This window comes from Enterococcus ureilyticus, from assembly GCF_001730315.1.
Classification (GTDB): Bacteria; Bacillota; Bacilli; order Lactobacillales; family Enterococcaceae; genus Enterococcus_L; species Enterococcus_L ureilyticus.
The window spans coordinates 86961-103486 of record NZ_MIKC01000039.1; the positions used below are offsets into that span (position 1 = coordinate 86961).

15 protein-coding genes are annotated in these 16526 nt (G+C 36.2%); all 15 read left to right on the forward strand.

What is annotated here, in order from left to right; all coding sequences use genetic code 11:
* Nucleotides 1–9: 9 nt before the first annotated feature.
* The 15 genes from dltA (at nt 10) to BCR24_RS13130 (ending at nt 16491) form a co-directional block, all read left to right on the forward strand.
* On the forward strand, nt 10–1527 hold the full coding sequence (dltA, locus tag BCR24_RS13060) for a D-alanine--poly(phosphoribitol) ligase subunit DltA (RefSeq protein WP_069640963.1): 1518 nt from the start codon (nt 10–12) through the stop codon (nt 1525–1527).
* Nucleotides 1524–2729 carry a D-alanyl-lipoteichoic acid biosynthesis protein DltB gene (gene dltB / locus BCR24_RS13065; RefSeq protein WP_069640964.1) on the forward strand — a complete coding sequence of 402 codons (1206 nt, stop codon included), beginning with the start codon at nt 1524–1526 and terminating at the stop codon, nt 2727–2729. The genes dltA and dltB overlap by 4 nt, the downstream gene beginning before the upstream one ends.
* 49 nt (nt 2730–2778) lie before the next feature.
* On the forward strand, nt 2779–3015 hold the full coding sequence (gene dltC, locus BCR24_RS13070; RefSeq protein ID WP_069640965.1) for a D-alanine--poly(phosphoribitol) ligase subunit DltC: 237 nt from the start codon (nt 2779–2781) through the stop codon (nt 3013–3015).
* Nucleotides 3015–4283, forward strand: a complete 1269-nt coding sequence (gene dltD / locus BCR24_RS13075; protein ID WP_100630427.1) for a D-alanyl-lipoteichoic acid biosynthesis protein DltD — start codon at nt 3015–3017, stop codon at nt 4281–4283. The genes dltC and dltD overlap by 1 nt, the downstream gene beginning before the upstream one ends.
* 413 nt (nt 4284–4696) lie before the next feature.
* On the forward strand, nt 4697–5779 hold the full coding sequence (locus BCR24_RS13080; protein ID WP_069640966.1) for a M42 family metallopeptidase: 1083 nt from the start codon (nt 4697–4699) through the stop codon (nt 5777–5779).
* Between the two features lie 21 nt (nt 5780–5800).
* Nucleotides 5801–6598 carry a DUF975 family protein gene (locus tag BCR24_RS13085; RefSeq protein WP_069640967.1) on the forward strand — a complete coding sequence of 266 codons (798 nt, stop codon included), beginning with the start codon at nt 5801–5803 and terminating at the stop codon, nt 6596–6598.
* Nucleotides 6599–7018: 420 nt separating this feature from the next.
* Entirely contained in the window at nt 7019–7759 is a 741-nt protein-coding gene (locus tag BCR24_RS13090; RefSeq protein WP_069641071.1) for an MBL fold metallo-hydrolase, read from the forward strand.
* A gap of 12 nt (nt 7760–7771) precedes the next feature.
* Entirely contained in the window at nt 7772–8776 is a 1005-nt protein-coding gene (lplA, locus tag BCR24_RS13095) for a lipoate--protein ligase (protein ID WP_069640968.1), read from the forward strand.
* Nucleotides 8777–8991: 215 nt separating this feature from the next.
* Entirely contained in the window at nt 8992–10488 is a 1497-nt protein-coding gene (locus BCR24_RS13100; protein WP_069640969.1) for a phytoene desaturase family protein, read from the forward strand.
* Nucleotides 10469–11347, forward strand: a complete 879-nt coding sequence (locus BCR24_RS13105; protein ID WP_069640970.1) for a phytoene/squalene synthase family protein — start codon at nt 10469–10471, stop codon at nt 11345–11347. The genes BCR24_RS13100 and BCR24_RS13105 overlap by 20 nt, the downstream gene beginning before the upstream one ends.
* Nucleotides 11348–11557: 210 nt before the next feature.
* Nucleotides 11558–12238, forward strand: coding sequence for an O-methyltransferase (locus BCR24_RS13110; protein WP_069640971.1), 681 nt, complete (start codon nt 11558–11560; stop codon nt 12236–12238).
* Nucleotides 12239–12314: 76 nt separating this feature from the next.
* Nucleotides 12315–12941 (forward strand): endonuclease III domain-containing protein, encoded by a 627-nt coding sequence (locus BCR24_RS13115; protein WP_069640972.1) that lies wholly within the window; start codon nt 12315–12317, stop codon nt 12939–12941.
* A gap of 83 nt (nt 12942–13024) precedes the next feature.
* On the forward strand, nt 13025–13870 hold the full coding sequence (locus BCR24_RS13120; RefSeq protein WP_083244407.1) for an alpha/beta hydrolase: 846 nt from the start codon (nt 13025–13027) through the stop codon (nt 13868–13870).
* 273 nt (nt 13871–14143) lie between these two features.
* Nucleotides 14144–14707, forward strand: a complete 564-nt coding sequence (gene ahpC / locus BCR24_RS13125) for an alkyl hydroperoxide reductase subunit C (protein ID WP_010760552.1) — start codon at nt 14144–14146, stop codon at nt 14705–14707.
* A 95-nt stretch (nt 14708–14802) separates the two neighbouring features.
* The gene (locus BCR24_RS13130) at nt 14803–16491 is read left to right on the forward strand and encodes an FAD-dependent oxidoreductase (protein ID WP_069640973.1); all 1689 of its coding nucleotides are present in this window, start codon (nt 14803–14805) and stop codon (nt 16489–16491) included.
* Nucleotides 16492–16526 lie beyond the last annotated feature (35 nt).

Sequence of the window (16526 nt, forward strand, 5' to 3'; positions counted from 1 at the left end):
AAATACTTCATGACGATTTTAAATATTATTGAAACAATCGATCGTTGGGGGATGAAGGAGCCAAACCGCCCCGTTTATATTGAAAACAATCGAACGTATACTTACGGAGAATTGAAGGAAGACTCCGATGCAATTGCTGCATATTTACAAAAAAACATAGAACGATCTCGACCAGTAGTCGTTTACGGTGAATTAGAATATGAAATGGTCGCGTGTTTTTTAGGGGCGTCAAAAGCTGGTCACGCCTATATCCCAATTGAAGCACATACACCAAAGGAAAGAGTTGAAATGATACTGGATGTCGCAGATCCTGCAGTGATCTTTTCTGTTAGAGAATGGCCTAAGGTGGAGACGAATGCTGAAATCATTTCGTTAGAACAACTTCACACTATTTACGCTAAGACGTGGACGCTTGAATCAGCTCTAAAACCAGTGCTGGAAACAGAAACCTATTATATTATTTTTACCTCTGGCACAACAGGTGTCCCAAAAGGCGTTCAAATTAGCCATATGAACCTTTTAAGTTTTGTGAATTGGGAACTGACTGATTTTGGCATCACTGAAGGGATGCGCTTTTTATCACAGGCACCTTACTCATTTGATTTATCTGTAATGGATTTATATCCTGCCTTGACTTCTGGCGGTTCGTTGACGCCGATGGGAAAAGAAGTTATCAACGACTTTAAGCAATTGTTTACTGTATTGCCGACTTTAGAAATCGAAGTTTGGGTTTCGACACCGTCGTTTGTAGATATTTGTTTGATGGAACCGACATTTGATGGAGGACATGTTGATAGTTTGAAGCTATTTCTGTTTTGCGGAGAAGAGTTGCCTAAAGCAACGGCTCAGAAATTATTGGAACGTTTCCCTAAAGCACATATTTTTAATACGTATGGACCAACAGAAGCCACTGTTGCTATCTCTAGTGTAAAGATCACACAAGAACTTTTGAACGAATATAATCGTGTACCAATCGGCCATGTAAAAGAGGATACGACTGTTTATATCATGGATGGGAAAAAGGAAGTTTCTGCTGGAGAAGTAGGCGAAATCGTGATCGCAGGACCAAGCGTTTCTAAAGGGTATTTGCATAATCCAGAAAAAACAGCAGATGCTTTTTTTGAGTATCAAGGTCAATCAGCGTATCGTACGGGTGATGCTGGAAAATTACAAGAAGGTATGTTGATTTATGATGGACGGATCGATTTTCAAGTGAAACTACATGGCTATCGCATCGAACTTGAAGATATCGATCATCATTTGGCGAGTGTGTCTTATGTGAAACAGGCAGCAGTCGTGGCAAAATACCAAAATCATAAAGTTCAGCAACTAGTCGCTTTTGTAGTTGCCCATCCACATGAGTTTGAAAAGGAATTTAAGCTAACAAAAGCCATCAAAGCAGAATTAAGTTTATCTGTAATGGATTACATGATTCCACAGAAATTTATTTACGTAGAACAATTGCCACTGACAGCTAATGGAAAGATCGACCGCAAAGGATTGACAAATGAGGTGAACGCAACATGATCGACTTTCCCCATATGATTCCTTATGCGAATCCAATTTATTTTATTTACTTACTGATCGCTCTAGCACCAATGATTCTCACCTTATTGATCAAAGGAAAACGCTGGGCATGGTATCAAGTGTTGATCACGTTATTATTTTTATATATGAGTTTTGGCGGTGAGGACTGGAAACAAGGCGTAGCGTTGATCGTTTATGTTATTTGGCAGACGATTCTAGTCTGGTTTTACTTTCATTATCGTCAAAAGAAAAATGCAAGTCTAATTTTTTATTTAGCTGTATTTTTAGCCATTTTGCCGCTGACCTTAGTAAAAGTTGTACCTTTTGTTTCAGGTCATGCGTCACTTTTAGGCTTTTTAGGAATTTCTTATCTAACGTTTAAATCGGTACAAATCATTATGGAAATGCGTGATGGTTCGATCAAAGAATATAATATTTTTCGTTATATTGAATTCCTATTATTCTTTCCAACAATTTCGTCGGGTCCAATCGATCGCTACCGACGTTTTGAAAAAGATGTGGAAAATCCGCCGACACCTGAAAAATATGTCGACTTTCTAGGAAAAGGAATTCATAATTTTTTTCTAGGATTTTTATATAAATTTATTATTGGCTATTATTTTGGCCAAGTATTGATGCCAGTTGTAGCGAAGATGGCTATAAAGACAGGTGGTTTCTCTTGGGAATTAGTTGCTTATATGTATATTTACAGCATGTATTTGTTTTTTGATTTTGCTGGTTACAGTTTGTTTGCAGTTGGTACAAGTTATTTGATGGGGTACGATACACCCATTAACTTTAACAAACCTTTCTTGAGTTGGAATATCAAGGAATTTTGGAATCGTTGGCATATGACCTTATCTTTTTGGTTCCGCGATTATGTGTATATGCGCTTAATGTTTACTTTGATCAAGAAAAAAGTCTTTAAAAGTAGAATCGTTGCTTCAAATGTTGGTTATTTTGCCTTATTCTTGTTAATGGGTGTCTGGCATGGGCTAACATGGTATTATCTGGCTTACGGATTATACCATGCCGCACTGATTTGTTTGACAGATGCGTGGCTGCGTTTTAAAAAGAAACATAAGAAACAGATTCCTTCGAATAAATTCACCCATGCGTTTGCGATTTTCTTAACGTTTAATGCAGTTTGCTTTAGTTTCTTGATTTTTTCAGGATTTTTAGATACATTATTCTTTAAATAAAAACAAAATAACTTACAGTTAACAGCTGTACAATGAAGGAGAATAACACATGAATATAGAAGAAACAGTTTTAGATATTTTAGAAGAAATTGCGGGAACAGATGAAGTAAAAGAAAATAGAGAGGTTGATTTATTTGAAGAAGGGTTGATGGATTCGCTGGCAACAGTTCAGCTGTTAGTTGAAATCGATGGACAATTAGGTGTACAAGTACCAGTTTCAGAATTTGACCGCGATTTGTGGAACACCCCTAATAAAGTTATCGAACAAGTGAAAGCATTACAATAATGAGCATGAAGAAAAAAATCTTTGGAATCTTTGGGCCAATCTTGATTTCTGCGGTTCTGTTAGTCATTTTTTTCTTTGCACCGTTTAAAATTGATATGGGGAGTAAACGTGTTTTATCGAATGCTTCCACTTCTATGGCAACGAATGTATTAAGAGGAAATGCAATTAAAAATAAGGCAATAGGTTCAAAGGATTATATTCCATTCTTTGGCTCATCTGAATTGAGTCGGATTAGTCCGTTTCATCCTTCTGTTTTAGCAGAAAAATATGATCGGAATTATCGCCCGTTTTTATTAGGTGCTCCTGGTACACAATCTTTAACACAGGCGTTGATGATGCAATCCATGGGGGAGAACCTTTCGCATAAAAAAGTAGTTTTTATTCTCTCACCTCAGTGGTTTGTGAAAGACGGCGTAACCAATGATTACTTCAATGCCTATTATTCTGAGTTACAAACCTATCAGTGGGTCAGTGATTTGAAAAAGATAACGATAGATGATATTTATCTAGCTAAGCGCTTAAAGGATTTTCCAAAAGTAAAAGAAGATAAACGTTTAGATAGTTCTTTAAACGATATTATCTCAGAACGATTACCAAGTAAATCAGACAAGCAGTACATTGATTTGATGATCAATATGTTTTCCCATGAAGATGAATTATTTGGAAAAATTGGTATGGTAAGCAAAGATAAAGCGATTGAAAAAGCTGAACAAAAATTACCTAATGAATACAATATTAATGAATTAGACCACTTAGCGACAGAGATTGGTCAAAAGGCTACTAGTAATAATTCTTTTGAAATTTCTAATTCCTTTTATAATAAACGACTAAAAAAGAAATTAAATCATTTAGAAAATTCACAGGTGAAATATGATTATCGTTTCTCGCCTGAGTTCTCAGATTTACAACTAGTTTTAAGCCAGTTGGCTCAGGAGAATGCTGAAGTATTGTTTATTATCCCACCCGTGAACAAGCATTGGTCGGATTTTACAGGACTTTCTCAAGAAATGTTGCAAGAATTCGCAAAAAAGGTCAAATATCAATTGACTAGTCAAGGATTCACCAATATTGCAGATTTTACTAAAGATTGTGATACGCAATATTTTATGGCAGATACGATTCATTTAGGTTGGCGTGGTTGGCTCGCTGCGGATCAACGAATTCAACCTTTTCTTGAAAAAGAGTCAGCTAAAAAACCAAGTTATCAGCTCGATCCATCATATTATTCAAAAGAATGGCAGCTAAAAGAACCTTCAAAGATAAAATAATTAAAAGCAAGGTTGGGACAGGAGTGTTTAATCCCGAGAAATAAGAAGGGATTGCTTCTGCTCCCACCGTTTATACGGATTCCTTGAGTCTTATTTAAATTAAATTTTTAGTAGTGTTGGTAATGCTTTTTATGGTTACTAATAGTTTGGTTCCTGTAATCAGTCTGGTTGAACCGTTAATATCAGAGGGAACGTCTGAAACTTCAATTGGAAAAAAATAGAGAAAAGATAATTTTTTAGTGAAAGCCAAATAGTGATAGAAGCTCCTCAGTTGGAGGCTGTTTCTATCACTTTTTTCACTATTCAGTTAGTTTTTCAAGAATGGTAAGAAGTGATATAATACGATTAATGATAATTGAGTCGGACCAAAGCTGAACGAGCTCGTTCAACTTTTAAATTTAGGAGGGAATATTTTGGATCAAAAAGAAGAACGTTTATTAATAGACTTGACCACTGCTAAAGGAGTACCAGGCAACGAAGAGGAAGTCAGAGAGCTATTTAAAAAATATGCTGAACCTTTTGCAGATAAAATCATGTATGATGGTTTAGGCAGTATCATTGCAAAACGTGTCGGTGATAAAGAAGGACCAAAAATTTTCTTCTCAGGACATTTAGATGAAGTTGGTTTTATGGTGACTCAAATCACAGAACAAGGGTTTATTAAATTCCAAACACTGGGTGGCTGGTGGGGACAAGTAATGCTGGCACAACAAGTTCAAATCAAAACAGGCAAAGGAGATTTATTTCATGGTGTGATCGGCTCCAAACCACCACATGTTTTGACAGCAGAAGCGAGAAAACAACCTTACGATGTTGCAGATATGTTTATCGATATTGGTGCATCTAGTGACAAACAAGTCGCAGAGTGGGGCATCAAACCAGGAGATATGATCACGCCTTACATTGAATATCGTCGGATGAATGGGACCAAGTTTAGGTTAGCCAAAGCATGGGACAATCGTATTGGTACGGCGGTATCACTAAGAGTATTGGAAAATCTAGCCGCACAAGGACATCCGAACATCTTATTTGCAGGAAGTGATGTACAAGAAGAAGTTGGTTTACGCGGTGCACAAACAAGTACGCATTTAGTTGACCCAGATATTGCCTTTGCACTTGATACTGGAACAGCAGGGGACACGCCAGGCATGACGCCTAAAGAAGCAGACTCTGAATTAGGAAAAGGCCCACAAATCTTGATTTTCGATGCGTCGATGATTCCACATAAAAAATTACGCGATTTTGTGATCCAAGTGGCACAAGAAAATAATATTCCGTTCCAATACACTGTCATTACAGGTGGTGGTACTGATGCGGGTAGAATGCATCTAACTAAAAATGGCGTACCATCATTAGCAATCACAGTTCCAGTTCGTTATTTACATTCTCACACATCAATAATCCATGAAGACGATTATTTAAATACCGTCAAATTAGTAACAGAAGTAGTGAAACGACTAGATAAAGAAACTGTAAATAAGCTTCGCAGTTATTAAACTAAAAAGGAGAATTTTCACATGAAGAGTCAAATTACAAATGCAATGCATCGAGAGCAAGCTCGAATATCATTAAAAGATCAATGGGGAACGATGGCCTGGATTACCTTTTTAGCTGCCTTTATTCGTTTTATGATTGGTTCAGTAGTTGGCGGTATTGCCAATCTACCAAAAGAGAGTGCTGGAAGTAATGTTATGTCATTTTTGCTAAATAACTTTCTCTTTTTTGCGATTACCTATGGTACTTATTATTGTGCGTTACAAGTATTACGTGGTAAAAAAGTTCAGTCGGGCATGTTAACAACTATTTTTCAAGGCAAGTTTTATCTGCCAATGTTGCTGATCAATCTTATCCAATACCTTGTTGAATTAGTGATGAATTTAATTTTGTTATTACCAGTCCTTATCTTCTCAGGAGGCACACTGTATTTTGGCTTGATGTTTAACACCGTTTCTGTTGATCACATTCAATCTGAAATGGGTGGAGATATCTTTTTGGGTTTACTGCTAATTGGTTTTGGATTTTTAATGATTTTAATTGGGGTCTTTATTAGTGGGGTCTTCCAATTTGCTATTTGGGTAAAAATGGATGATCCAGAGCTATCTGTCGGAGATACTCTTAAATACGCATTATTCTTGATGAAAGGCCGTTTTGGTCAATATTTACTTTTACAAATTTCTTTTATCGGCTGGTTCATTATCGGTGCTTTAGTTTTTGGAATCGGTTTGTTTTGGGTGTTTCCTTATCATGACGTTGCTATCGCAAGTTTTTACGATACAGCTCGTGAAGAAAAAGGGGCACCGGCAGTTGTAGAATAAGTATTTAGTAACTTATCGATAATTGAAAAATATATCTTTAGTAGATTAAAATAGCAAACGACCGTTGGTTCAACAGCTTTAGTCTAAGTGCTTTGTAAGAAAGTAAAGAGGTTGGGACAGGAGTGTTTAATCCCGAGAAATAAGAAGGAATTCACGAAAATTGCTCTTCAAATTTTTGTGAATTTCAGCTTATTTCCGAATCCTTCAAATCTTAGTGCTTTAGCACTTAGAATTTGATGTGATCGAAGCGAAGCGTAGTGATTGCTTCTGCTCCCACCGTTTATACGGATTCTTTGAGTCTGAGATAACTCGTAGAGTTATGTCCAAGACTCTTTTTTTGATTTATCATGTTTGTTTCTGTCAATGATTTCCTTTTTTGTGTTACCATTAGGTGAAGACGAATCAAGGAGGTAGATGAAATTGAAAATAACCATTTTGGGCTGCTTAGGCGCTTATCCGTATAAAGGAGAAGGAACCAGTTCTTACCTGATAGAATCAGATGATTTTAAGCTGTTGTTAGATGCTGGAAGCACAACCTTAGTCAATTTAGAGGAGCATCTTGATCCCTTAAAGCTAGATGCCGTGATTTTGTCCCATTATCATTACGATCATATTGCTGATCTTGGTGTGCTGCAGTATTACCGTCAATTATATCCAGTGATGGAACCAACACCTATATTGCCAATTTATGGACATACAGATGATGCTGTTCATTTTGAATCGTTGAATATGTCTGGGGTATCAAAAGCCGTCCCTTATTTTGAAGCAGAGGAATTAAAATTAGGCCCCTTTCTCATAACCTTCATGAAAACCATTCATCCAGTTCCTTGTTATGCGATGCGTTTTGTAGAGGAAAAAACAGGTAAAGTGTTTGTTTTCACTGGTGATTCGGGCTATTTGGAAAGTTTTGTTGATTTTGCGAAAGATGCAGATGTTTTTTTAGCAGATACTTATTTGTTTGAAGGAAACGAACACCACCATGCTCATTTTACTGCCAAAGAGTCTGGAGAAATCGCCAAAGCAGCGCATGTCCAAAATCTTATTCTGACCCATTTACCGCAACATGGTTCATTAGAAGAACTAAGAAGACAAGCTGAAAATGCCGCTGGTAGCCATGTGTCCGTTAGTTTAGCAAAGAAAAATTTAGTGATTAAAATTTAAGGAGTGGTAAACATGATTTTTGTTCCAAATGAAAATAATGATCCAAGAATCAACTTAGCAATTGAAACGTATTTATTAAAAGAAAAATCGTTAGATGAACCGATTCTCCTATTCTATATTAATGATCCCTCCATTATTATTGGACGCAACCAAAATACGATTGCTGAGATCAACAAAGAATATGTAGATGAACATGGCATTCATGTTGTTCGCCGTTTAAGTGGTGGTGGAGCTGTTTATCATGATCATGGAAACTTGAACTTTAGTTTTATCATGCCAGATGATGGAAATTCTTTCCGTGATTTTGCAAAAGTGACTCAACCAATTATTCAAGCACTCCATGAGCTAGGTGTTTCGGGTGCTGAATTAAAAGGGCGCAACGATTTAGTTATTGATGGAATGAAGTTCTCTGGAAATGCGATGTATGCAACGGCAGGGAGAATGTTTGCGCATGGTACTTTGATGTTTGATAGTGATATCAATGAGGTAGTGAACACATTAAAAGTTCGCAAAGATAAAATAGAATCAAAAGGGATTAAATCTGTCCGTTCTCGAGTGACAAACATCAAACCGTTTTTACCAGCGGATAAGCAAGAAATGACGACAGAAGAGTTTTGTGAAGATATTTTATTGAAAATATTTGGTGTAAACGACGTTGATCAAGTAAAAACATACGAATTAACGGATGAAGACTGGGAAAAAATCAACAAAATTTCCGATGAATACTATCGTAATTGGGATTGGAATTATGGCAAGTCACCAGCGTTTAACTTAGAACGTCATCAGCGTTTTCCGATTGGTTCCATCGATGCTCAGATGAATGTAGAAGAGGGAATAATCAAAGAAATCAAAATCTTTGGCGATTTCTTTGGACTCGGTGAAATCAAAGATGTAGAAGATATTTTGACTGGTACAAAATATGAAAAATCAGCAATCGAAGCAGCAGTTGATCAGATTGATATCAAAAAATATTTTGGTAACATTGAAAAAGAAGACTTGGTAAACTTATTGTATTAAACGAAAGAATAGTGAAAAGCGCGCATTGCTTGTTTTTATTTAAAAACAAGCAATGCGCGCTTCTATTTTTACCTCACTCATTCAGATTATAAGGCACTAGGATAGGATGTTTCGTTTTATCTCATTTATTTAGATTTTTTCCTAAAAAATCTAAATAATTTACATTATCAATTGATAAGGATATACTTAAAAAAACGAGTTGGTGGTGTATAATAGTGAAAAAAGTTATAGTAATTGGTGCAGGAGCTGCAGGATTAGCAGCAGCTATTCGTCTGCAACACGAAGGGTATAATGTTCATTTGTACGAGAAAAATGAACAAGTCGGTGGTAAAATGTACCAAATAAAAGAACAAGGATTTACCTTTGACGTAGGTCCGACCATCGTAATGATGCCTGAAATTTATCGTGAAGTTTTTGAACAATGTGGGAAAGACCCAGATCAATATATACCGATGAAAAAAGTTGATCCCATGTTATCCTTGAACTTTCCAAATGAAGAAACGTTGAACATGTCTTCGGATCTAGTGTCTTTAACGTCACTTTTAGAAGGTATTTCAGAAGAGGATATGCAAGGATATCTAGAATATTTAGCAAGTATTTATAAACGGTATCAAATAGCGAAAAAGGCTTTCATCATGAAATCATTTCGTTCTTTTTGGGATTTTTATAATCCGAGATCATTGATTGATGGGTTTAGATTACACACATTTAATGATGCCTATAGTTCTATTTCAAAATTTGTAAAAGACGAAAGATTACGGAAAGCATTAGCCTTCCAAACTCTTTACATAGGGGTTTCTCCTTATAATGGTCCTTCTCTTTATACAATTATTCCTATGATTGAACTAATTTATGGCATCTGGTTTATTGAAGGTGGGATGTATACCTTGGCTACAGGAATGGCCAAAGCTTTTGAAGAGCTTGGTGGTACGATACACCTTAATACACCTGTTAAAGAAATCATCATAGAAAATAAACAAGCAACAGGAATCAGGACAGAAGAGGGCATTATCCCGAGTGATTACGTCGTGTGTAATGCTGATTTTCCTTATGCAATGAAGTCATTGTTACCAGATGAAAAGACTAGAGGAAAATATACCGATAAAAAAATTGATAAGTTGGATTATTCCTGTTCATGTTTCATTCTTTATCTTGGTCTGGATAAAAAATATCCAGTGGATTCACTTCATACGATTCGATTTGCTGAAGATTTTGAAAAAAATATTAATGATATTTTTGAAGATGGAAAATTACCAGATGACCCTTCATTTTATATTTATGTTCCGTCTTCAATCGATGAAAGTTTAGCGCCAGAAGGGCATGAAGGGGTTTATATTTTGGTGCCTGTTCCTGAACTCTCACAAGGAGTGGATTGGAACGAATCAACAACGCAGGCATTTCGACAAAACGTTCTCGATTTAGTCAAAAAAGAAACTATTTTCTCTGATATAGAAGAACATATCGTTTATGAATCTGTCTATACACCTAAAGAGTTCAAGCAAAATTTTAATGCTTATAATGGTGCAACGTTCGGACTGAAACCGACCTTAAAACAAAGTAACTATTATCGTCCTCATAATAAATTCGATTATGCAGATAACCTTTATTTTTGCGGTAGTAGTACACATCCAGGGGCGGGAGTTCCGATTGTTTTAACAAGCGCTAAGTTAGCTGCGGAGGAGTTGTTGAAAGATGATAAAAAGAAAAGATGACGTAACGAAACTATTTTCAATGTACGAATCAGATTTCGCTTTGTGTGAGGAAACGATTCGCAAACATTCAAAAAGTTTTTATAAAGCCTTTTCTAAACTTCCAAAGCAAAAAGCACTAAGTATTTTTGCTATTTATTCTTTTTGTCGTGAAGCAGATGATAGCATTGATGTATTCCGTGATGTGGATCGTTTAAACAAATTAAAACGTGAATTAGATGACTTTTTAGCAGGGAAAATTCCAGATCGTTATTTTTGGAGAGCCTTAGTGCCAGTATTCGAAACCTATGAAATGAATCAACAGTCTTTTTATGATATGTTATTGGGGCAAGAGATGGATTGGACGTTTCAACAACCTGAAACACAGACTGAATTAGAAGAATATTCTTACTATGTCGCAGGATCAGTCGGATTGATGTTGTTGCCAATTCTTTCTGATCGTCCTGATGAAATAAGAAGCCAAGCAATCCAATTAGGTGAAGCCATGCAAATCACGAATATTTTAAGAGATATCGGAGAAGACTACAATAATCAGCGAATCTATCTTCCAAAGGAAATCATGGAAAGATTTGATGTTTCACTTGATTCGTTGGAAAAAGGCATCATCAATGATTCTTTTATAGAATTATGGGAATACGAGGCAACAAGAGCTGAGCAACTATACTCAAAAGCCCAAACAATGCTGGATGCTATCCACAAAGATTGTCAAGAAGCGCTATTACTATCTATCTATTTTTACAAAGGAATTTTAAATTCAGTTAGGCAAAGCAACTATCAATGTTTTAACAAGAGAAACTTCGTGAAGAAAAGTCAGCAACTTGAATTGTATCAAAAAGCAAAAAACTATTTGAAAACATTATAGGATAATGGATACTCTTTAAATGTTTTATGATTGCTTTTAGTTTAAGTCTAGTAAAATCGTAGTAGATTAAAAAGAATGAATCGTTGTTAAAAGACATGAACGAAACTATTTTCTCAAAACAGCTAAAAAAGGCTATTAACCGAAAATGATTTCTGCTATATTACTAGTAGTGAAAACTAGAAATGATTGACTTTTGGAAGGATGAATAACGTGCGCAACGAAATGATGCATCGACCAGTTGTGAAACCAGAACTTGTTGAATTTATGCGAAATAAACAAAAAAAAATCCAAGGTGAACTTGGTGTAATAGAAGAAGAAGCACACGAAGCGGGAGTACCAATCATTCCCCATGAAACAGTAGTGTTCTTACAATTTTTCTTAGATCAAATCAAACCCAAGAACATTTTAGAAATAGGGACAGCAATCGGCTTTTCTTCTAGCCTTATGGCGCAATGTGTCGGGGAAGACGGACATGTTACGACGATCGATCGATTTGATGTAATGATCAGAAAAGCGAAAGTAACCTATGAACGTTTAGGTCTAACGGACAAAGTAACTTTATTAGAAGGACAAGCGGCGGAAATTTTGCCGACACTAAGTGGTCCTTATGACTTTATTTTTATGGACAGTGCAAAATCTAAATATATCGAATTTTTACCAGAATGCTTACGCTTATTACCCGTTGGCGGTGTGTTGATGGTGGATGATGTTTTCCAAGCAGGCACGATTTTAGACCCAATCGAAGAAATTCCACGTAGCCAAAGAACGATTCATAGAAAATTGAATCAATTTTTAGAGACAGTTATGACCCATCCAGATTTGACCTCAACATTATTGCCGTTAGGTGATGGCGTGATCATGATCACAAAAGAAAGAGAACTAACTGAATAACGAATAGACAACTTGGGTCAGGATTTAATTATTTTGATCTGAGTTTTTTTATGTGACGATAAAGGAGTAGATAAAGTTGAAATCAGATAAAGAAAAGCTTCAAGTGTTAAATAATTTGGTCGCACATTACGGTTTTCAATATTGGTGGGAAGATGAAAATCGGATTTCTGATTGGGTTTCGATGATCTTGATCCAGCAGACGACTGAAAAAAATGCGCATAAAGCATTGGCTAATTTGGAACCTTATCTAACAGTAGAAAGTCTTCATGAAATGGAATTAGAAACACTTCAAGAACTGATCCGTCCAGCAGGATTTTTCACTCAAAAAAGTAACTATATCAAAGCATTGATCAGTTGGTTTATTTCCCATGATAGTGATTTTGATAAATTTCGTGCTTACTCTACTGAAGCGTTAAGAAAAGAGCTGTTAACGATCAAAGGTGTTGGATCAGAAACAGCAGATGCGATGCTCCTTTATATTTTTGAACGAAATGTTTTCATCGCGGATCAATATGCCATTCGTTTGTTTAATCGTTTGGGGTTTGGTCCCTATAAGACGTACGAAGAAATGCGGAAAGACTTCAATCATTTGACGGATGGAATTCCTCATGATTTATGTAAAGAATGGCATGCAGCAATTGATGTTCATGGTAAGCATTTTGGCAAAGACAAGAATATGGATGAATCATTTTTAATCTCCTAAGCTTAGTTTCCTTCTTTCGATTGTGTTTAATGTTCGTTTAAGTTTCAAGGCGTACACTTTCTCTATGAGAGGAGGGAAACGTCATGAATACTACTAAAAACATAAAAAGAAAGATTCCTAAAATACTTTTGATTGTAGGTGTTATTCTAATGCTCTTTCTTTTATTTCAAAAAAGCCTAACGGCATTCGCCGAAAAATTTACATCAACAAGTGCCCCCGTGGCAATTCAAACGCCAACGATTTTTGTTCCAGGCACAAATGGGACAGTGAATCGATTCAATGGCTTGATCAAAGCCTTAGATTCAAAAGCTGACGTGTTAAAAGTGACCGTAACAACAGACGGAACGGTTTCCTCTAAAGGAAAATTAACAACTGCAGCAGAACATCCTATCATCGTGATCGCGTTTGAAGACAGTAGTGATGAGACACTACCCGTTCAAGGAAAATGGTATCAATTAGCATTACATTATATCCAAGAAAAATACTCATTTGAAACATACAATTACTTAGGGCACTCCAATGGCGGATTAGTCATTACCTCTTATCTGGAAGAATTTCAACAAACTGGTGACCCTGAATTAGCCAAACTAATCACACTAGGAACGCCTTATAATGATACGTCAAAAAAATATAATGAAGCGGTGACTTCATTTACCCAACTAAAAGAAACTAGCGACCTGCTTAAAGGCTATTTAACGAATCTAGAAAATATCCCTGATACAATTGAGATGTTGAATATTGCTGGAGAGGTTGATGATACGGCATCTGATAATACCGTTCCTGTGCAAAGCGTCTTTTCTGGAAGGTACATTTATCAGGATCAAGTAGCGGAGTATCAGGAAGTGTTGATCGAAGGAGAAAATACAAGTCACAGCGAGTTAGTTGAAAATCAGAAAGTCGTTCAATTATTGAAAGATTTTTTTTGGTAGAATAGAATGAAAATGAAATAGGATAAAGAATCTTGTCTTTGTTCTGTTTTCATTTTATGATGTAAGTATAATCAGACAAGTAAAAAACGATTGTTTTTTTGCTTAATGAGAATGAAAGAGCTATTTTCTCAAAGAAAAGCCGAAAATAGCAAAAATAAAATAACTAAACTATAATAATTCTATTGACATAATAATTTTAAATTGATACGCTAAGAGTGTAGAAAAATGTCTAGCTACACAGGCTAGCTTTTAAAAATTAGGAGGAATATGTAGATGAACTTAATTAACACAAAACTATTAGATTTCGAATGTGACGCCTATCAAGATGGAGATTTTATCAAAGTATCAACAGCAGATGTATTAGGTAAATGGAGTATTTTCTTCTTCTATCCAGCTGACTTTTCATTTGTTTGTCCAACAGAACTTGGCGACATGCAAGATCATTATGATCACCTAAAAGAGTTGAACTGTGAAGTATACTCAGTATCAGAAGATAGCCATTTTGTTCATAAAGCTTGGGCAGATGCGACAGATACAATCGGTAAAATTAAATACCCAATGTTAGCTGATCCAAATGGAAAAATTGCTCGTTTCTTCGGCGTTTTAAATGAAGATTTAGGTCAAGCATACCGTGGAACATTTATCGTTAGCCCAGAAGGCGAAATCAAATCATACGAAATCAATGATATGGGAATCGGCCGTAATGCAGATGAGCTAGTTCGTAAATTAGAAGCATCTCAATTCGTAGCAAAACATGGCGATAAAGTTTGTCCAGCAAACTGGAAACCAGGCGAAGAAACAATTGCACCAAGTTTAGACTTAGTTGGTAAAATCTAAACGTTTGAATAGACAACCTTAAGACTTCCTTTATGGGAAGTCTTTCTTAAAATTTACAGAGCAAAATAATGAGATAGACAAAAAGGAGAACATACATGAGCCAAGAAATATATGATTTGATCGTAATTGGTGGCGGATCAGCGGCATTATCAGCAGGAATTTATGCAGGTCGTGCGATGTTAGATACATTGATCATCGAAAAAGATAAGATTGGCGGACAAGTAACCACAACTTCTGAAATCGTGAATTACCCAGCGATTCGAGCAACTACCGGTCCTGAATTAATGGAAGATATGCGTTTACAAGCGCTAGATTTTGGGGTTGAATTTACAACTGATGAAATCATTGATGTCGATTTAAGCCAAACGGTCAAAACAGTCAAATCCGCGACTAAAACCTATCAAGCGTATGCGGTGATCATCGCAACAGGTGCATCAGCACGAAAAATCGGCTTTCCAGGGGAAGTTGAATTTACAGGACGTGGCATTGCGTACTGTTCAACTTGTGACGGTGAATTCTTCCAAGGTTTAGATATTTTTGTACTTGGTGGTGGCTATGCGGCGGCAGAAGAAGCGGTTTATTTAACTCGTTACGGTAAATCAGTCACAATGATCATTCGTGAACCAGATTTTACTTGTGCCAAATTAACAGCAGAAGCAGCCAAACAACATCCAGATATCAAGATCATCTACAATACAGAAGTCAAAGAAATTACAGGTGATGATTTTGTTCGTAAAGCGGTCTTTGTCAATAATGAAACAGGCGAAGAAACGACTTACGAAGCACCAACTGACAGTACATTTGGGATGTTTGTGTTTGCTGGAAATAAACCAAGTACAGAAATTTTTGAAGGAAAAGTCGAATTAGATCGTGGTTATGTCCCAACCAACGAAAACATGGAAACCAATGTTCCTGGTGTTTATGCTGCCGGAGACCTACGTATCAAAGAATTACGTCAAATCGTTACAGCAGTTGCTGATGGTGCAATTGCCGCAACGAATGCGCAAAAATACATCACCGAAGAAAAAACAAAAGCAGGCCTATCAATCGTCAATGAACGGATGGAAAAACGTTTAGCGAAGCAACATGCCGAAACAAAAGAAACACAACCAAAAGCAGAAAAGAAACCTGCTAAAGCAACAAGTGGAAATAACACATGGTTCCCAGATGCAATGAGAGAACAATTGGGTGGTATTTTTGGTAAATTAACGAAAAATGTAACCTTATTACAAGTGATGGATAGCAGCGAAGAAAAATCGCTAGAATTGAATTCTTTCCTAACGGAATTTGCCTCATTAAGTGATAAAATTTTGTTGGAAACTGTTCAAAAAGGTGCGGACTCTGATGTAGAAGCGAAATATGGCATTGATAAATTACCAAGTGTTGTTGTCTTAAATGATCAAGGCGAGTACACAGGAATCAAATTTAGCGGTATTCCAAGTGGGCATGAAGTCAATTCAATCGTGTTAGCTGTTTATAATGTTGGAAGTGCTGGACAACCAATTGAAGAGCCAGTCGTAAATAAAATAAAAGAATTACCGAAAAAGAAAGTACAGATTTTTGTTTCATTAACCTGTCATTACTGTCCAGATGTCGTGGCAGCGTGTCAACGAATTGCTTCTATTAATCATAATGTTGAAGCAGAAATGATCGATATTGGTGTTTTCCCAGAATTGAAAACAGAGAAGAAAATCATGAGTGTTCCTGCGATGATCATTGATGATAAAGACATTGTTTTTGGTTCTAAAAATATGGATGAGATCATTGAGATTTTAGAAAAATAAAGAAAAAGCCGAATCAAAAGAACGAATTGTTCTTG